Here is a 19313-nt window from a genome sequence, read left to right as displayed (position 1 = left end):
ATGCAACAAGCGCCGCACCTGAGACCAAAGGCCCTGCGGCCCCGGCATCCGTCGCCACCAAACAAGCACCACTCCACGAGACCCGACCAGCCACCAGCCGCCAAGAGCAATCAAAGCAACCGCGCTTCCGTACCCGCATCGTCAAACGGGGCGACACCCTGTGGGCCATCGCCCGCCGCGAATACGGCTCCGGAACCCGCTACCCCAAAATCTTCAAAGCCAGCCGACGCCTCACCCAACCCGAAGACCTGCCCCCGCTCACCGACCCCGACCGCATCTACCCAGGGCAGAAACTCCGCCTACCTCCGACCACCACAAACAACGACAAGCCCTCGTCGCCCAACCCTTCGAAACCGGTAGCGCCAAAGAACGCCTCCGGCCCATCAGGCCCGTCCACACAGGCACCCGACCGATCGGAGGAGACCCCCTCCCCAAGGGCCACGCACTCTCCGGCGAGTAGGCCAATCTCGGCCCCACCCCCTCCGGTTGATCCGCGTCCGCTGAGTCAACCCTCCAGACCGCATTCGCCTCCCGCACGGCAGAAAGCCGAGCACACCGAACGATTGGCCATCACCCTGCCCAGCGGCGCCTGCCTCGGCCTCGCCTCGGCCTCGCCTCGGCCCTCAGCGTTGCGCTGGCGGCCACCCGCCTTCACCGGCGCCGCCGCCGAGCGCTCGACACCCGCCTCACCCGAGCCAACACCGCCGGCTGCGGTCGCCCAAGCACACCGGGCCCACCTGGACAGCTACGCCGACCGCGACGAGCCCATCCCCAACCAGATCACCCTCGGCACCGGCCCCGACGGCGCCATCACCCTCCCGCTCCCCGGGCTCGGACTCGGTCTCGAGGGAGACGGGGCTGTCGGCACGCTGCGGGCGATCGCCACCGAGCTCCTGGCCAGAGCACGCGCCGACCGCGTCGAACTCCTCATCGCCTCACCCGACGCCCAAACCCTGTTCCCCGACACCGACATCCCCGAACTGGCCATCGCTCTACCCGGGCTTGTCGTCCCGCCCACCCTCAACGCGGCCATCACCCACCTGGAAGCCGAATCATCCGCCGCACCCGCCTCCTGGAGGACACCGAGGAACCCGACCTGCCCAGCCTCCGCACTGCCGACCCCGCCGAACCGCTCCCCGCCGTCCTGCTCGTCGCCTCCGTGCCCGAACACGCCACCCACACGCTGGACGCCAGCGTCCAACTCGGAGCCCGCTATGGCATCGGCGCGTTCCTTCTCGGCCGCTGGCCACACGGCACCACCGCCCATGTCGGCAACAACGGCTCGCTCACCCACGCCGAAGGGCACCACGCCGACGCTCTGCACGGCGCACGCCTGTCCACCTCACGGCCACCGACGCCCGCGGCATGCTCCACACCATCCGCATCGCCACCGGCGCACCCGAGCCCGCCACCACTCAGCCCGCCCCAGGAGCTGATCTCGGTCCGAGGCGTTACATCGGATTATCCCCACGTGCGCGGGGAGCAGGTTTCGGCGAGGTATTTGGTCTTGATCCCGGAGGGACCATCCCCGCGTACGCGGGGAGCAGCCCTTCTCGGCCCGGCTGCGCGTGACCCGACCGCCGTACGTCCACAGCCAAGATGAGCATCAAGCCCACCCGAAGCCCGCGGCTTGGCGCCATCAAGAGGCCATAGGACTCGAGACGCCTGGATCGTGAGTACCGAGGTCATGACCGTCGGCTCTCGTGCCGGCCGCCGGCGGTGAGGAGGGCGGCGATCTCGCACCGAGGACGGCGTCGCCCCATTGCCAGATCTACTACTTCAGCGATCATCATCTTGCCAACCTTGCCCTCTGCCCGGACACCATCACCGCGGCCCACCGCATATCAGTCCGTTACCTGCACAATCTCTTCCAGGACGAATAGGTGACCGTGGTCATCTAGATCCGGCAACAGCGGGTGCAACGCTGCCGCCGCGAACTGGCCGACCCTGGCCTGGCCGGGCGCCCGTGCACGCAATCGCCGCCCGCTGGGGATTCACCCACCGCGCCCGCGTGTCCTGAGTTGGCCTCGGGCCGACGAGGAAGGACGTGTCTCGTGCCGCCACCTCATCCGCCGGAGTTCCGGCGCCGCGCTGTGGAGCTGGCCCGGCCGGTGACAAATCGGTCTCAGCGCTGGCCAAGAGCCTGGGAATCAGCCAGTCCTGTTTGAGTGACCGGGTCCGCCAGGCCGACGCCGGTGACGGCCGCTCGGACGGGCTGACCAGCCAGGAGAAGAAAGAACTGGTCGAGCTGCGCCGCAAGACCCGGCAGCTGGAGTTGGAGAACCAGATCCTCAAGCAGGCGGCCGCCTACTTCGCGCGTGAGAACGTGGTCCCAAAATAAAGTACTCGCTGGTCCACGAGTTGGCCGCGCAGGGTGTTCCTGTCGCGGTGGCCTGCCGAGTCCTGGGTGTTTCCCGTTCGGGCTATAAGGACTGGGCAGGCCGCGGCCCGTGTCGCTGCGTGAGCAGCGCAACGCCGAGCTGGTGAAGATGATTCATGAAGAATCGAGGTTCAGTTACGGGGTCGCCGCGAGTGCATGCCGAGTTGACGCTGGGGTTGGGTGAGTCGGTCCACCGCAAGCGGGTCGAGCTGCTCACCGGCGCCGGGGCCGGCACGACCCGGTGAACGAGGCCACCGAGGAGGACCTGGTCAGCCGCGACTTCGCCGTCGACGCGCCAGACCTGCTGTGGGTCACCGACATCGCCGAGCACGCCACCAGACAGGGAGATCAGGGTCGCATCATGCCGTGACGGCCACCACGCCATGGCTGTACCAGGCCGACGAAGCACGGACCTGGGGTCGCCGGGATTCACGTCTCTCACCTGCACGGATGCAGTTCTGGGGCGATCCGATGCAGCCGATGAGCAGTGTGCGCACTACGGTCGCCGCGGTTAGTGCGGCATCGACGCCCGCACGGTCCCTCAGTGGGCGGGCGGCTGTGTTCCCCAGAGATTCAAATGCGGGCGCGGTACCCGGGCATGGAGCCCTACAAGAGTCGCTCGGCCAATGCCTTGGGCAGCATGTACCCGCCTCCGGTGATGCGCTGCAGGCGGCCGGTACGCAGGACATCAGCGGCCCGGCCCTGGCGAAGGCGCGGTCAGGTTGGAGGGCGGGTGTCCACGGGGAGGTCGAAGGCCAGGCCGCTGGAGCCTTCCCCGCGGCCTGTGCCGCGGCGTGCGCTGAGCCAGACCGCGACCTGGCCGTCGGCCCAGCGGGTGCGGTTGTAGGCGACGGTGACCTTGGTCCCGGTCTGCGGCACTTCCTCTTCGTTGACGAAGTAAGAGCGGGGCTGGGTGGCGTCGAGGCCTTCGCGTAGCAGGGCAGTGCGGGGGCGTACCGGCCGCTGGTCGATTTCGCTGGGCATGGCTGCGCGCTGGAGCTGGATGCGACGGCTGTCGCCGGGAACGCGGACGGGGATGAACGGAATCCAGTGGCCTGGGACGGATGTCATGGCCTGGTAGGCGATAGGGGCGACGGGCGTGCTGGGGGCAGTGGGCGGGAACAGGCGGCGGCGGTGTGCGAGGATCTCGGCGGCGGCCTCACTGCCGCTGCGTCCTTCGCCGGTGGGGAGCCGGACGGTCTGCTCGATGCCCCAGACCATGTTGGCATTCTCGTCGCGGATGAGGGAGACCTCCTCCAGGGCGGGGCCGTCGGCGACCTTGGGGATGGTGGGCGGCAGGAACAGTCCGGTGTCGGCGGGGACGGCGTCGGTGCCGATGGTGTCGAGGGTGAACATGGACCAGCGCTGCCAGTCGTTGTCGGCTCCGGCGCCGGCCGGGGTGATCCACTGTCGCCGGCCGAAGACGTCGGTGACCGCGAGGCCGCGCAGCTCGGCGAGGGTCCCGGCGGGCAGGTCGCACGGCAGATGGAACCAGTCGTTGCTGTAGACCAGCGCGAACTCCAGGACGACCAGCCGGGCCAGGTCGGTGCTGTCGGGCCGTACGGCGGCGAAGTTGGTGCGGCCGTCCTCCACGGCCCACCAGCGGGGCAGCGGCATGCCGGAGTAGCGGACCGGTGCCGGGAACACGGTTCTGTTGATCGGGGCGGGCGGTGCGGTGGTGCCGCCCATCTGGACGTTCCTGTCGATCGAGAAGGCATGCCAGTCGAGTTCGCCGCCGGGGTACTCCTGGGCGGTGAGGACCTTCTCGGTGCCGCCCTGCTGGCCGGCGGCGATGGAGAAGCGGTGCTCCAGGCGGCGCGGATCCCAGGTGACATCCCCGGCGGGCTGGTCGATGAGGTCGTCGAACCACTTGACCAGGCGGGTGCCGAGGTTGTTGAGGAGGGTGCGGTGGGGCGGTGCCACAAGGGGGATGCCTTCGGCGGCCTCGTGGCCGAGCTTGATACGGCGGTAGAGCTCGTAGCCGTCCATGCGGCGTCCGGAGGCGGCTTGCAGGGTGGACCAGACCGAGGGGTGGGCCACGCGCGGGGTGTCGGCGTCGGCGGCCGGGTTCGGCAGGTCGATCGGGTAGCGGTCGACGTAAGCCCGGCGGTGGTGCCGGATGGGCAGGTTCCGGCTCATCATCTTCAGCCAGCGGCGTCCGATGGCCAGGCGCAGGTCGTACGAGATGCGGTCAGGTCCGAACGCGAACGGCAGCGGCCTGCGTTCGGCGATGTCCTCCAACGGGCGGCCGGCGGGCAGGTTCTGCACCGTACCGCCCGAGGTGGGACGGAATCGGCTGGGCGTTGCCGTTGCGACCGAGTAGGTGGCGGTGACCGGAGAGCCCGCGTCGGAGCCGCGGAACTCGCCGAGCTGCCACTGGCGGGTGAGCATCCAGAGCGCGTCGCGGACCTCCACCCGTAGGGCGCGATCGAAGTCGACCGTTCGCGGGCGGCCCTCCAGCCGGTTCCACAGCCCGACGGTGGGGTGGTCCCGCTTGGCGAAGGCGTCCGGCAGGTTCTCGATGCGGAGCGGCGCGGTCATGGGGCCTTCCATCGCAGGTTGTTGGTCGCGTAGTCGGTGCTGATGGTGATGGGTTTCTGGGTGGCCGACACCAGCGTCGCGGGCAGCAGGTGCGCGTAGGCGGTGTCGTCCAGGTGCGCGGGTTCGACGGCGCGGGCCTTCATCAGCTCGTACGTCTCATGCAGTGCGGCGAGCAGGTCGTCGGGATTCCAGGCGCCCGTCCGCACCGGCGGGGCGACCAGGAGCAGGGCCTGCGGGGGCTCGGAGTCGGGCCCGTCGAAATGCACCGCGATCCCCGTGGTCTCCTTGAGGGCGGGGATCGCCTCGGTCCATTCGTCGAGCAGGAGACCGCAGGCGTTGCCGGCGGTCGGTAGAGGCTTGGACGCGTAGTGGGCCGTGAACAGCAGCCGGTCGGTGTCGAGTGCGGTGTCCGGGGCGAATTCCATGCCCAACCAGTGGTCGTTCGTCCGGTAGGGCAGCTGGATCGGCTCCAGCTGGGGCTCCTCGAGACCCAGCACGTCCCCGAGCAGTCCGCCGCTGCCGCGCAGCGCGTCGCTGAGGATGACGACCTGCTCCCACATCCGCGGCTTTTCCCGGACGCGGGCGATGCCGTGCAGCCAGTCGTCCACCGGGAAGTCCCGCCCGGCGTCTTCCAGATGCTTGATCAGCTTGCCGCTGTCGTCGCGGGCCTTCTTCCAGTCCGTGGCGAGCTGGGTGGACGGCGTGAACTCCGGGACGGCCAGCACGTCCTCTCCGAGCAGCGCCTTGAGCGTGTCGAGCGCGGCCCGCAACCGGTCTGGGCCGGTCACCGCCTGGTCGTGCTCGGCCAGCCCGGCTTCGGCGGCGGTCAGCCGGTCGACGATCTCGGTCTGCAATGCCCGGGCCCGGTCCAGCAGGTCCCTGCCGTAGTCGACGATCTTGTCCTCGAACGGGGTGAGCGTCAGCCCGGCGGGGTCGAGATGGGTGAGCGGCAGCAGCGCGGCGACCTGGGCCATGAGCCCGCTCAGGGCCGGTTGCGTGGTGCGGGCCACCTCGCGCAGGTCCTGGAGCCGGTTGTCGAACGTCTGGCGGCGGGTGGCGATGGTCGTCCGCAGCCTCTCCGGGGTGCTCGGGCGCGGGGTGGTCGGCTTGGTGGTGAGCAGCCGCTCGATCCGCTCCAGCAGCCGGAACCGCTCGGGCACCGGGGTGTTCGACGGCAGCGCGTCGTAGGCGGCGATGAGCGCGTCGGCGTCGGCGAGCGCCCGGCCCATCCGGTCGGCGACCTCGTCGACGGCGGCGAGCACCGCGGCGTAACTGTCGCGCCGCCAGGCGGTGGCCTCGCCCCAGCCGCTGCGCACCATGCCGAACCCGCCCGCCGTCACGATCAGGTCGGCGTAGCGGTGCAGGAAGGTGTCGATGTTGCCGATCACCTCGGTCCGGTGAACCGGTGCGGGCGGGGCGGGGAACAGCGGCGCCAGGTCGGCGAGGTAGCCGGTCACCGTCGCGCGCAACGCCGCCAGGCTGTCCCGGACGGCCACGAGCCGTTCCCTGGGCAGTGTCAGGGCCTCGTCGGCGGCCCTGTCGATGGGGGCGTCGCCCGCGGCGGGGATCAGGTCCGTGGGCCGCACCGGCCGGGACGTGGTCAGCAGCGACCGCAGCGCCGCGATCAGCGGGGCCAGCTCGAAGAAGGTCACCTTGCCGGGGACGCGCCGGGTGTGCTGGATGATCAGTTGGGCGTCGGGGCGGGGACGGTCCCGGGTGGCGACCACGCCGATGATCCGGTCGTCCAGGTCGGTCATCGCCGCCTCGCTGACCGGCCGTACCGCCCACAGCAGATCGATCGGCCGCAGGTTCAGATCCCGTTGGGTGACCTTGCTGCTGCGGGCCACCCCGTTGCCGGGGTCGACCCAGGTGACCAGCGCGGTCACGTCCTGCTGGCCGGGCAGTACGGTGGGCAGCCAGTCGTCGACGGCGGGTTCGGCCTTGGCGCGCGGCCCGTCGCCCTGGAAGGAGGGGGCGCTGTGGCCGGGGCGGATGCCCGGGGTGAGCTGCAGTGCCAGCCGGTGGGTGAGGGTGGTGCCGCTGCGGGGTGAGCGGACCACTTCGGGCTCGGGTGCGACACCTTCCTTGGCGTACGCGTCGAGCGTCGACGCGGCACGTTCTGGGTTGCCGGCGACCGTTTGGTGGGTGCTCTCGGCGACGGCGAGGTCGGTCAGTGCGTCGTGGGTGTCGAGCAGCCTTCGCACCTCGTCATTGATGGCCTTGCGCTGGGCGTCGCTCGGCTTCGGCAGACCTTGCACGCCGAACGGGTAGACGTCCGCGCCGGGCACCCTGGTCGCGCGGAGCACCAGTTCGAGTCCGTCGATGACGTTGCGGGCTTCGATCAGGTCGACGGCGACGCCGGGCTCGGGCTTGGTGTCGGCGATCCGCCCGGCCCGGAGCGGGAACGCCCCGCGCAGGGCCGTGATGAACGAGTCCAGCTCGGCGTCGGCGTACCGGTCGTGCAAGGCCCGTTCGAACCGGTACCCGAGCAGCGCCCCGAGCGACTGGCCTTGGCGCAGCCCGTCGAGCAGGGTCAGCGCCACCCGGACCCGCTCCGAGCTCAGATTGACCGCGAACGTTTCGCGGTTGGCGGGGGAGGCGTTGGCGATGTATCCGGCGCGCAGTACGGCGGCGGTCGTCGCCTGGCCGGGGGACGGCGCGTGGATGTAGCCGCCGTTCGCGGGGTCGTGCATCAGCGGGCTGGATCCCGGCGGTGTGAACAGCTCGGCGAGGTCACCCGACAGTTCCACCTGCTTCTCCCCGGGACGCGACCGGGGCCTGACCTCCTCCAGCCAGCCGTACGCGCCGAGATGGATCCCGCGCCGGGCCGGGCTGCCACCGGAGACACCGTCCGGACCGTACCGCAGCTCGGCCAGCCGCTCGTTGACCAGGCCGAGCCTCCAGGCGTCGAGCCGGTACGAGGCGCAGTCCAGATGCTCGGCCAGCACCCGCTCCAGCCGCGCCGTGGACAGCCCGGCGAGATGCTCCAGCGCCCGTATCTGCTCGACGAGCTGCGCGGTGGCCGGGCGCTGCGCCGCGATGGCGTCCGGGATGAAGTCGACCACCAGCTTATCCGCGGTTCCGGTGATGTTCCGGTCAGGCTCGTACAGCTGGCGGAACCTGCTCTCGCTCGGCAGGGGCTGCTGTCCCGGCCGGTTGGGCCGCACGTGAATGAACAGCTGGTCGCGGCCGGACGGAACCGGGCCGGGTGTGGCGGCGGCCAGCCGGCGCGCGCAGTCCTCCCAGCCCAGCAGGACCGCGTGCCGGGCCAGCAGGTACAGCAGCGCGGCCGGAGGCCGGTCGTCGATGAAGCCCCTTTCGAGGCGAATCGTCTCCAGATCCCGCGCAGCATGCCGGACGAGCCAGTGCAGGTAGTTTCCCCGGTCGGGGACGTAGGGGCGGATGGTGTCGGTCTCCGACGGCGGACGGTCATCGACCAGCGGGCCGAGCAGCGGGTACTGGTCTCCGACGAACAGCCGCCGGATCACGTCGGGGTCGGGGCCGGGCGGGTCGGCGTAGCCGAGCCGGGTGAGCAGGGCGCGGATCGGTTGCGGCATGTTCAGCTGGTCGAGGGCCGGGAGTACCCGAGGGCCGCCGCTGTTGAGGTTCTCCCTGTTGAAGATGTCCTCGACGCTCTGTGCATAGCGCTGATAGAACTCCGCCGATGTCGGGTGCAGCGCCAGGATGTCCAGCAGCAGCCGGTGCGGATCGCCGTTCTTGCCCAGGTGGCTGACTGTGTCGGCAGCAGTCTGCCAGTCCTGCGCGGCGACGCCGAGCAGCTTGTGCAACGCACGGCGGTGCTTGGCGCCCTCTGGAAACTCCATCCGGGAGAACGCGGTGGTGGGCAGGATCCCGTACGGCTGACGTCCTATCTTGACCGCCGGGATGGGCCCGCGCCCCGACACGTGCCGGACGAAGAAGTCCCGGGTCTCGTCCACCGCCTGGTCGGACAGGATCGGGTGCATCATGCCGCGCAGGTACGCACCCCAGGTGGCGGGCCACAACGCGGTGTTGGCGGCGCGGGCGTCCCGCTGGTCGGTACCGTCGGCGTTCGGCATCCCCTCCAGCACGGACGGGTCGATGCCGAGCAGGTCGGCGAACCACTCGCCGTCGGTCTTCGTTCGCCAGTCGTCGGTGGCCGTGACCCCGGCGGCGGCGCGAAGACCGGCCTCGGCCTCCGCCCGGGCGTCCTGACCCGCCGGTGCCGCCTCGGTGTTGTTGGTCGGGGTGCCCTGGGGCAACAGCACGTACCCGGCGGGGCCGCGCGACTGGCGGTTGATCAGCTCGGCCAGCTGGGTGGCCGACTGCTCGGGGCCGGAGCGTTCGCGCAGCCCGAGCACGATCAGCCGGTCGAGCCCGCGCCCGATCGACGGGGTGAGCGGGATGCGCAGCCCCATGCCGACCGCGACCGCCCGGTTGAAGTCGGTCAGCCAGCGCAGCTCGTCGGGCACGCGCAGCGCTCCGGTCTGCTCGTTCACCTTGAGCTGGCGGTCGGTGCCGACGCCCGGGTCGGGGCTCACCGCGAGCGTGTCGGGCACTGTCACCCCGGTCGCCGTCAAAACCCGCTCGCCGTTGACATAGCCGAACACGGTGAACCGGTCGGGCAGCAGCCGGGCCCGTGCCGCCTGGGTCCACGAATGCTCGGCGACATCGGCGGCGGCGGGCGGCGGCAGCACCAGGAAGGCCACGGCCACGGCGTCGCCGGCGGTGGTGGGCGCCGCGTCGATGCCCGCCGGACGGCGGGCACGGATGGCCTGCGCCCGTGTCTGGCCGACGGCGCTGCGCAGTGCCGTGTCGGCGGCCCGCTGCTTGGCCCGGTCACCGTGCGCCCGCCAGATCGCGGTCCAGTACGTGATCGTCGGCTGCCGGTCGTCGGCCGGGAGCGGCCAGCCGCTCACGACCACCAGGACGGTCGTCCCGCCGGGCAGGCCGGTCGGCCGTTCCCCTGGATTGGCGGGCCGGTGCGTGCGCAGCAGCCAGCTCGCCCGCCCGCCCGGCACTCGCGCCACAAGCTCCTGCCAGGCGGCCTGTTCGCCCACCGGGTTGCCGCCGGACCGCCACAGCGCCGTCCAGTACGCGTCGAGCGCGCCGATCTCGGCCCGTGTCGGCCGCGGCTCGAACTTGTCGGTGCACCACTCGTCCGGAAAGATCCGCACCAGCAGTTCGGTGGCGGTGAAGCGGGTCTCCACCCGGACCGGGCCGAGCAGCACCGGGAAGTCGTCGCTGAGCGAGGCGAGCGCGCCCGTCACATTGTCGGCTGTCACGGCAGCATCTCCTGGGCGTGTACGGCCATCAGCACCGGTGCCTGGAAGAGCATGTAGGCGACGTCCGCCGAGCTCAGCCCACCGTGCCAGACCGGTAGAGACTTGTCTTCCAGCTGCTGGTCGTTCTTCTCCTGGTCCTCGGCGGGGACGTCGAACTCCCGCAGCGGGACCTGCACGGTGTTCTCGTCCAGCCTGACGAATCCGAGCCCGCCGGGATCCACGTCAGGCCAGGACAGGTCGTTCCACACCTCGACCTTCGGGGCCTTGTTCACGTCCAGGCCGAACCGGGGGTCACCGGGCCGCTCCTGGATGACGAAGAACCAGCCCGCCTCGCCGGTCGCGATGTCGCCCTTGGCCTCTTTCTCCGTCAGGTCGAACCCGAGCAGGTACAGGTCCGGGTCCACCTTCGCCTCGTACAGCGGCAGCATGATCTCTTCCAGCGTCGGATGCGCCGGGTCGCGCGGCTTGATCGGGACCCGTTCCTGGGCAGGGTCCGGCGGCCCCCCTTCGGGCTGCCAGCGGGCACGGTGGGCATAGATCGCCGCGTTCGGATACTTCTTCAGCAGTTCGCCCCGGATGACCAGGACGAGCTCCTCTTCCTGCGCGCCGGTCTCCCGGTTGTCGTTGTGACCAAGCTCGGAGCCTTGCGGCCAATCATGGATCGGCCGGATGTCGTACAGCCGCTCGCGCCGCTGCTCCGCGTCCTCCTCCGGGGGTGACGCGACCGTGCGCACATCCCAGAATTGCCGGAAGGGCGAGCCGCGCTGGTCGGTCGGGTACTCCCGCCACAACAGCTCGCGGGCCATCTCATGGTTGAGCCCGACCATGTAGGACTCGATGAAGGCCTGGTTGGTCTTCAGGAGCGTCACAGTGTTCTGTGGCACCAACCCCAGGTTGGGCACGAAGAAGTCCACCGAAAGGTCCAGCAACGCCCGGTACATCGGCAGGTCGATAACGGGGTAGGCCATCGCCTCGACGAACCGCTTCGCCAACGGCTGCAACCGCTCGGGCAACGTGACCGTGCTCAGGAGGCTCTTCGGAACCGCCTGGTCAGATCGCAGCCCGGTCAGCATCGCCTTGGTGGCGGCAGGCACGTTCAGCGGATCGCGCCGGTCCTCCTGCCCGCCGACGGCCGCCGCGTTCCATCCCCGGTAGATGTCACGGAGCCCGTCCTTGAAACGCTTGGCCTCCTTGCTGTCCTCGGTCCCCTGGGTGGGGACGAACGTGTCGCCGGGCAGGGTGAGCACGAAGTCCGGGCTGAGCGGCAACCGGTCCACCGGATCTCCACTCGTCGGGGAGACGGGCGGCGGAGTCGGATGCAGCTTTTTGTCCAGTTCGGCAGGCGTGACCACAGCCTCGGGCGTCGTTTTGGCGGGCGCCGCCGTGACCGCCTCGGCCGGGTCGCTCATGCGCGGTACCAGCACCTCCGGCGGTTTGGCCTCGGTGAACGGCAGGGTCCGGATCAGCCGCGAGCCCGGCCGGGTCATCCGCCGCATCGGGGCCGACGACGGGGCCGCCCTCACCCGGCTGCGCGCCATCTGGAACCCCAGCGTGACCCTCTCCCCCGCGGCCTCCGCCGCCGCTCCCACGGCGCCCGGTGCGCTGCTGATCACAGTCGTCACCCGGGAACTGGCGGGCGCGGTCAGAACCAGGGCCCGTCCGGACGGGACCGGAGCAGCGTCGCCGGACGCGGCCGGCGTCGTGGCGGCGGGCTCCAGGTGTTTGGCATGAATCACATTTCCGACCTCGCGGGCGAGCTGGGCGGCGCGGATCCTGGCGTTGGCGGCCAGCACGTCGCCCATCTGGGCCCAGGCGGCGGCCATGAACTCCTCCTGCCGCTCCTGGACGACGCGAGTGCCCAGATGGGCGGCGACGCGGAAGCGCGGGTCGAGGTTGAGGCGGTGCACCCAGTTCCGGTTGGGCGTGATCGGCTGACCGTTGCGCTTGGTCAGCAGCCGGCCGGCGGGCGCGTGCCAGCGCCCGTACAGCGGCGGTGTGATGATGGGATCGACCTCCCCGGCCACCTCCTGGACCCCGTACTCCCGGACCTCGTCGCTGAGCGCCGCATGCGCGGCCGCCGGGGTCTGGACGAGATAGTCGTCGGCCAGGTTGATCAGACCGGCGAGGGCCCGCTGGAAGGGATGCGGATACGGCTGATCCCATTTGTCGTGGACGTCCTCCGAGAGCCGAGGGGCCTGGAGGGCACCGCCCAGCTTGAGGACGCCGTGCAGCTCGGGCGGCGTGGTGATGGGGGGCAGGCCGGGCCCGGCCGGGTTGTGCACGTCGATGTCCCGGCGGCCGATGCGCGGATCGGCGAAACGCGGCTCCAGCAGGCGGACCAGGAACTCGAAGTCGCCCGCGCTCCCGGTGCTGAAGGACCAGCGGTGGTAATACGGCAAGGTCCCTGGTTCGGGACGGCCCGGGTAGCCGGGCCCCCAGCTGGAATGGAGCGCGCCGGGCGAGAGGGCCGGGTCCAGCCCGAGACCGGCCAGCCGCCCGGTCTCGAAAGCGGGCACCAGGAACGCGTGGTAGCCGGTGCCGGGGCCGAGCCGCCGAGGACACATCAGCCGGGAGCACGCCAGGTCCGCGTTCCTGCTCAGCACCCCCCGCAGGGAGGCCAGCGCCGCCGTGGGGTCGTCGCTGGCGATCACGCGGTCCAGCTCACCGTTGACGTGAACGTGAGCCCACGCGCCGAGCTGGGCCGGCGGTGGCAGGGAGGCGGCAGGATCCTTCACCGTGATGGACGGCAGGGGCCTGCCCGCGACCGTGCCTTCGGTGAACTCCGCGTTCGGATCGCCGGCGGGCTCGGCCGTCCCGGCCAGTACGATCACCGCGAGCCAGGGCAGCAGCCGCCTGGTCGCCGGATCGGGCGGTGCCGGGCTGTAGCGCCACGGCAGATCCTCGTCGTAGAACTCGATGTGCGCCAGGTAGTTGGGTTCGACGTTGGTCATCCACGGGCGCGGCTCGGTGCGTGAAATCACCCGAGGGTCGAGCCCGACGACATCGCCCGGCCCGTACAGCTGCAGGGTCTTCTCGACATCCTGCTTGATGGTGCCGCCGCCTTCCAGCGCGTCCCCCGTCACCCGCAGCTTGACCGGGATCGTGGCGCGGTCGGCGGTCCCGGGGTCGGTAGTGATCCGCGTGGAGAGGCCCGTGCGCAGCCAGGGCAGGAACGAGTAGGCGTTCGGCGTCATGAGGGTCACCCGCCGGTGCTGAAGATCTCGGTGGCGGCGGTGAGTTCGGCGGTGCCGGGATCGGCGGCGGCCAGCCCGGTCCGCGTGATCCCGCCGGTGACCAGCACCTTGCCGTCCGTCAGCGCGACGGCCGCGAACCCCCACCGGCCCACGGCCAGCCCGCCCGCCGGACTCCACCCTCTTGTGGCGGTGTCGAAGATGAGCGCGCTGGCATAGCCGACGCCGTCGTGCGGGCTGTCGGTGCCGCCTGCCACCAGCACCTTGCCCGAGCCGAGCGCGACGGCCCGGTGCAGGGCCCGGCCGGCGGGCATGTTCGCCACCGCGCTCCAACCCCCCGACGTCGCGTTGTAAAGCTCGGCCGTGGCCCGGCTGAACGGGTCGAACGTGCCGTCGCCCGGACCGCCCGGTGCGCTGCCGCCGCTCGCCAGTACCGTGCCGTCCGACAGCAGCGTGGTCTGATGCCCGGCGCGGGCCACGAGCAGGCTCCCGGTCGGCGTCCAGGCTCCCGCCGTGCCCGTTCCCGGGTCATAGACCTCGCAGAAGGCCAGTGCGGCGTTGGTGTCCCGGGCGACCGGCGCGCTGCCCCCGGCCACGAGTACCTTGCCGTTGCTCAGCACGAGCGCGGAGTGTCCGCAGCGGGCGTCGGTCATCGGCGGGGCCTCGGACCAGGCCCCGGTCCCCGGGTCGTAGAGCTCGGCCGAACGCAGTGCCTTGACCGACTGCCCGTCCCGGGTCGTGCAGCCGCCGGCGACGAGCACCTTCTTGTTCGGCAGCAGCACCGCGCTGTGCCCCCACCGGCCCGTGCCCAGGCTTCCGACCGCGGTCCAGGTGCTGCCCATCGGATTGAACAGCTCGGCCGAGGCCAGCCCCGCGGCCGGGAACGTCGCCGTCCCCGTGATGCCGCCGGTCACCAGCACCTTGCCGTTTTCGAGCAGCGTGACGGTGTGCAGCCGCCGTGCCGTGTGCAGTGCGGTGGTGGCGGCCCAGGTCCTGGCCATCGGGTCGTACAAGGCCGCCTGCGCGAGCGCGGTGTCCGCGCCGTCGGCACCTCCCGCCACCAGGACGTTGCCGCTGGCCAGCACGACGGGCCTGTCATGCTGACCGGACCAGGCGCGGGCAGACGGCAACGCACCGGTGCTCGTCCATTGCCCCGTGGCCGCCAGGGTGGGACTTTTCATGGCTGAAGCCTCCATATCAGGGCGTGAAGATCTCCGCCGTGGCGGTCACGACGTCGGTACCGGGGTGCGGAGCGGCGGTCGCCGAGCGGGTTCGGCCGCCCGCCGCCAGCACCCGGCCGTCGGCGAGGTCGATCGCCGCGAACGCCCACCGCCCGGTGGCCAGCGCACCCGCGCCGGTCCAGCCGTCTGCGGCGGGGTCGTAGAGCAGCGCGCTGCGGAACCCGCCGTCGGGAACGGGCGCCCGGGTGCCGCCTGTGACGAGCACCTGGCCGGAGCGCAAGAGCAGCGCACGGTGACGGGTGCGGCCACCGGGCATGGGCCGTACGGGCCGCCAGGTTCCGCTCGCCGTGTCATAGCGCTCGGCGCCGGCCAGGGCGGCCGGGCTGAACGGGCCTCTCCCCAGGCCGGTGGGCGCGTCGCCGCCGGAGACCAGGACCGTGCCGTCGTTGAGGAGGGTCGCCTGGTGGCCGGAACGAGGCGTGTTGAGGGATCCGGTGGGCGTCCAGGCACGGGCGGCGGCGGGGTCGTAGATCTCGCAGTAGGCGAGGGCGGCGTCGGTGCGGCCGGTCTTGAGGACCCCGCCGATCATCAGCACCCGCCCGCCCGTCAGCGGTACGGCCTGGTGACCGGAGCGAGCGTCGGTCATCGGGGCGATCTCGGTCCACTCGCGTTCGGCGGGGTCGTACACCTCGGCCGAGGCGAGTGAGCCGCCGCGGGTGCCGGTGCCGCCCGCGACGAGGATCCTGCCGTCGGGGAGCGCCGTCGCGGTGTGGTCGTACCTGGGGACGTGCATGGGCGGCACGTCGGCGGACCAGGTGGCGGTGAGGGGATCGTAGATCTCGACCGTGGTGACGCCGGTGGCGGCGTCCGGCGTGCGGCCGCCGGCGACGAGGACGCGGCCGTCCTGGAGTTTGGTGAGGGTGTGCTGGTCGCGGGCGGTACGCAAGGGTGCTGTGGCAGCCCAAGTGCCGGCGATCGGGTCGAAGAGGGTCGCGCCGGTGACCGGCTTGCCGGTGGCGTCCTGACCGCCCGCGCTGAGGACCTTGTTGTTGTTCAGCCGTACGACCGCCGGCATGGCCACGGGAGCCGGCAGCGGGCCGATCGTGGCCCAGGCCTGGGCGGGCGCCGGCGGAGCCGCCGCCTCGGATTCGGGGATGACCTGGAGTTGCCCCGCCAGGGTCGGGTCCGCGATCACCCACTCGGCCAGGGCGTCTTCGGCCGCGGCATGGCTGCGGAAGCTCGCAGTGGCCGAGCCGTGCGAGGCGGGAGGGAACGCCTGCAGGTTGTTGCGGACGTAGGCGATGACGTACCGCCGGCCGTTGACCTTGATGGTCTCGGCGGCCGGGAAGGGCTGACGCTGGTCTGCCTCGCGCTGTGACAGCGGGGAGCGGCTGGTGCTGCTGCCTTCGAGAAGCCGGCTGAAGACGGCGGGGCTGACGCTGGTGAGCCGCTTGGTCGGGACGGCCGTCGCGGCGACCTGTCGGACCACGCCGTCGGCCTGCCTGACCATACGGATGGCGGGGCGAACCGCCCCGGGCGGGCGGCGCAGCCTGCTGTCGATGACGATCTGCTCGTACCGGGCGCTGCGCTTGACGACCCGGGCCGAGGCCATGGCACCTTGGGCGGCTACCAGTTCCAGGCCCGCGTCCTGGTTCTCATACGCCGGTCGCGACAATTTGGCCGCGTCGTCCATGTCCTGGAACTGGGCCATCGCGAACTTGTCGGCGGTGACGGAGGCCCGGATCAGGCCACCCTCCGCGAGGGGCTCGACGCTGAATCGCTTGCCGTCGCGGGGACGCTGGGCACCGATCCGGTCCAGCCTGACCGACAGCGGCACGGCGCGTTGCCGTATGAAGAGGGAGCCGAGCGGATGCAGCACCAGGTCTCCGCCCGGAGGCAGGGCGCGCAGGGTGACCAGCGGGTTGCCGCCACCGGTGGGCAGCCGGGTCTCCCAGCCTTCCGGTTTGGCCAGCTCTCCCGCGAGCAGCGGCAGGACGTCGACCGGCGGGAGCGTGGTGTCGCGGTCCTCGCCCCAGGTGATGTCGAAGTCGGCGGAGATCTCGAAGAAGAGCAGGGAGATCGAGCCCCGGCCGCGCGCCCGCCAGGGGGCCGGCCCTTCGAGCTGGAACGCCAGGTCGATGCCGAACAGGCCGACGCCGAACGCCTTGAGCGAGACGCCCGCGGAGATGGCGATGACGAACCGGAACGGGGAGAACTGGAAGAGCGCGTCGAAGCTGAGATGGCCGGAGATGCCGAAGTCGTCGAAGCCCAGCACCAGTTCTGCGCGCGCGCCGAACTGCACGGTGTTGCTGGTGATCGCGAAGTAGCCGGAGACGGTGATGCGGGCGCCCGGCCGGTTGATGATGTCGACCCGGATCCGGGCCGGCACCGGGAAGGGCAGCGGCGGCGGTTTGTAGGAGGGATGGAACCCGCCGACCGAGACGACCAGATCGGGATTGTCGCCCCAGCCGACGAGCAGCCCCATGCCGCCCTCGATCGTCATGAACAGCACGCGCGACTCGAACAGCTGGGCGAAGAACCATAGCCGCTGCTTGTCGAACTCGATCGCGCCGACGAACTGAACCTGCAGGACCAGGAGCGGAAGCTCGGCGGTGGGCAGCACGCAGCGCAGCACGCCGAGGACGGCGATGTTGCCGGGGATCTCGATGACCACACCCAGCGACACGGTGATCAGTGTGGGGGTACCCCAGCCGATCTTGGCCATCGGGCCGACGAGGAAGGTGCCCTGCTGCGGCGGGAAGTACGTGCGCAGGTCCGACAGGATGCGCGGAGCGTTGGCCACCACGTCCCGCGGGAACATCACCGACTCCAGCGAGCCGGTGCGGACGCCCTCGACCAGGGCCCGCAGGTCCATCCGGCGGTTGAGCCCGATCAGGCCGCCCACCGCCAGCAGGGTGAAGCCGTACCCGAGCTGGATGCCGGTGCCGAAGTCGGCGGTCAGCACCAGCAGCAGGGAGAAGCCCCGCGAGCCGTCCGGCATGCGGGTGCTGATCAGCCCGATGGCCTTGACGTCGAACAGCCCGGCGAACTCCAGCTCCAGCGCCCCCGCGTACTCCCCCTTTCCGGGGTCGAAGAGCAGGTAGCCGCCGCCGCTGACCACCCCGGCGTCCACGGACAGGCCCGCCCCCTTGGGCGGCTTGAAACCCAGCGAGGCGTCCAGCGGCCCGAGGTTGCCGTCGTTGCCGGGCTTGAAGGAGAAGGTCGCCGACAGGCCGAGCTGCTCGACCACCGCCTTGATGGGCCCCAGGTCGGCCTTGAACGTGGCGCCGAGGCCGATGGGCAGGCCGTCCCCGGAGGGCGCCGCCGAGATCGTCAGCGACTGGACGTCGATCGGGCCGAGGTTGAGGTGGACGGGGAGCTGGATCTCCAGGTTGGAGGTGCCGCGGAAGTAGAACCCGGTGCGGTGCGATACGCCCAGAGCCAGGTCGGCTCCGAAGGAGAAACCGCCGTCCGGGACGAGCTTGGCGATGAACCCGTCGGCACCGGAGGGGTCGAAGACGAACTCCAGGCCTTCCAGCTCGAACTCGGCGAAGGCGTCCACGGCTCCGTCGGCGGGCCGGACGCCGCCCGTCCCGGCGAGCTTGCGGAACTGCAGCCGGGTCCGCCCCGGGGAACCGAGGATGACCTTGGGTTCGGCGGCGGCGTCGCCGCGTTCGGTCTTGATCGCCAAAGAGCCGCGGGCGTGCGTGGGAGAGCCGCCCCCCTCGAAGCCGGCGAGGAGCTCGATCGGACGGCCCGGCCTGACCTGGAGGGCCAACCCGCCCTGCAGGTCCAGGTCGGTGCGGATGGTGAGGGCGATGTCGTCGCCCAACTGCAGCTTGAAGTCCAGCACGCCGTTGTAGGCGGGCAGCAGCACCAGGCCGGGCGAGTTCCCGTCACTGGCGGGCAGGGCGAGCATCCGTATCTCGGCGGCCATGCGGTTGGCCGGCATGGGTGGCTTGGGCGGCTTGAACCGTTCGAAGAAAACCGCCTTGAACGCCTTGGGCGAGGACACCGTCAGGTCCGGTGGCGCCCCCTGCACCGCTGTCGCCACGTCCACCGGCAGTTCACCAACGGTGATGCCCACGCCCAGCGCCATCATCAGGTCATCGACCTGGGAGGCGAACTCACCGAAATCGAAACCCACCCCGCCCCAGCCGAACGCGTTCTTCAGCACCAGCGACGGGTCGCCCAGCGCCCGGGGCAGGTCGCCCAGATCGAGCGCGAGGTGGACATAGGGCGGGCGATTGCCCGCGGGCGGCGCGTACGGCGTCTTGACGACCCCCAGCGAGTGCAGCCCGAACGCGATGGACGGGTGGAAACGCCGCAGGTACTTGACGATCAGGTACTGGATCAGCTGACCGGGGAACTTGGCGCGGAAGCCGTCCGCGAGCAGCGGCGCGGGGAAGGCCGAGTCGGGCGCGTTGGTGATCGCCCGGATGCCGCTGATGACGTCCTGGGCCGCACGCAGCGCCCGGGCGACATCGTCGGGCGAGACATCGACGCTCGCCTCGCCCTCTCCCACGGAGCCGGACAGGTTGATACCGCCGTCGCCGAGCATTCTGCGCAGACTGTCGTACAGGGTCTCCACCGCTGGACCGAGATCGCGCAGCGGCTGCGGGATGTCGTCGGCCTGCCAGCCGAGTTCTTGCAGCAGACCGATGAACGCCTCCGTCGAGGCGAGTGGCGCACGCAGCGGCAGCAGCGCCTGGCCGAGCTCGGCGATCAGCTTCTCGAACGTGCCCGTCTCAGCCAC

General features: G+C 71.1%; 9 protein-coding genes and 1 pseudogene. 4 read left to right on the top strand and 6 right to left on the bottom strand.

Going from position 1 to position 19313, the window contains the following annotated elements; genetic code table 11:
• Positions 1 to 745: 745 nt before the first annotated feature.
• Entirely contained in the window at positions 746 to 1324 is a 579-nt protein-coding gene (locus ABD340_RS01835; RefSeq protein ID WP_344586520.1) for a hypothetical protein, read from the bottom strand.
• Positions 1325 to 1703: 379 nt separating this feature from the next.
• On the opposite strand from ABD340_RS01835, the gene ABD340_RS01830 reads away from it, so the two are divergent.
• The 4 genes and pseudogenes from ABD340_RS01830 to ABD340_RS01820 all read left to right on the top strand — a co-directional run bounded on the left by ABD340_RS01830 (position 1704) and on the right by ABD340_RS01820 (position 2750).
• The gene (locus tag ABD340_RS01830) at positions 1704 to 1883 is read left to right on the top strand and encodes a hypothetical protein (protein WP_344586519.1); all 180 of its coding nucleotides are present in this window, start codon (positions 1704 to 1706) and stop codon (positions 1881 to 1883) included.
• A gap of 281 nt (positions 1884 to 2164) precedes the next feature.
• Entirely contained in the window at positions 2165 to 2341 is a 177-nt protein-coding gene (locus tag ABD340_RS01825) for a hypothetical protein (protein ID WP_344586518.1), read from the top strand.
• 41 nt (positions 2342 to 2382) lie between these two features.
• Positions 2383 to 2522, top strand: a pseudogene (locus ABD340_RS47845) (IS3-like element ISBvi3 family transposase); the annotation flags it as partial.
• Positions 2523 to 2621: 99 nt separating this feature from the next.
• Positions 2622 to 2750 (top strand): hypothetical protein, encoded by a 129-nt coding sequence (locus tag ABD340_RS01820; RefSeq protein ID WP_344586516.1) that lies wholly within the window; start codon positions 2622 to 2624, stop codon positions 2748 to 2750.
• A 347-nt stretch (positions 2751 to 3097) separates the two neighbouring features.
• Here the strand turns inward: ABD340_RS01820 and ABD340_RS01815 are convergent, their stop codons facing one another.
• The 5 genes from ABD340_RS01815 to ABD340_RS01795 are packed head-to-tail and all read right to left on the bottom strand — an operon-like array spanning position 3098 to position 19313.
• Complete coding sequence (locus tag ABD340_RS01815) at positions 3098 to 4921, bottom strand: hypothetical protein (protein ID WP_344586515.1); 1824 nt, start codon at positions 4919 to 4921, stop codon at positions 3098 to 3100.
• Positions 4918 to 10185 (bottom strand): hypothetical protein, encoded by a 5268-nt coding sequence (locus tag ABD340_RS01810; protein WP_344586514.1) that lies wholly within the window; start codon positions 10183 to 10185, stop codon positions 4918 to 4920. Before ABD340_RS01810 ends, ABD340_RS01815 begins: the two co-directional genes overlap by 4 nt.
• Positions 10182 to 13379 (bottom strand): hypothetical protein, encoded by a 3198-nt coding sequence (locus tag ABD340_RS01805; protein ID WP_344586513.1) that lies wholly within the window; start codon positions 13377 to 13379, stop codon positions 10182 to 10184. Before ABD340_RS01805 ends, ABD340_RS01810 begins: the two co-directional genes overlap by 4 nt.
• A 5-nt stretch (positions 13380 to 13384) precedes the next feature.
• The gene (locus tag ABD340_RS01800) at positions 13385 to 14557 is read right to left on the bottom strand and encodes a Kelch repeat-containing protein (protein ID WP_344586512.1); all 1173 of its coding nucleotides are present in this window, start codon (positions 14555 to 14557) and stop codon (positions 13385 to 13387) included.
• A gap of 16 nt (positions 14558 to 14573) precedes the next feature.
• Complete coding sequence (locus tag ABD340_RS01795; RefSeq protein ID WP_344586511.1) at positions 14574 to 19313, bottom strand: DUF6603 domain-containing protein; 4740 nt, start codon at positions 19311 to 19313, stop codon at positions 14574 to 14576.

This window comes from Actinomadura vinacea, assembly GCF_039532545.1.
GTDB classification, from domain to species: domain Bacteria; phylum Actinomycetota; class Actinomycetes; order Streptosporangiales; family Streptosporangiaceae; genus Spirillospora; species Spirillospora vinacea.
The sequence above is the reverse complement of the archived record's forward strand: the minus strand, read 5'-3'. Positions and strand labels throughout refer to the sequence as shown.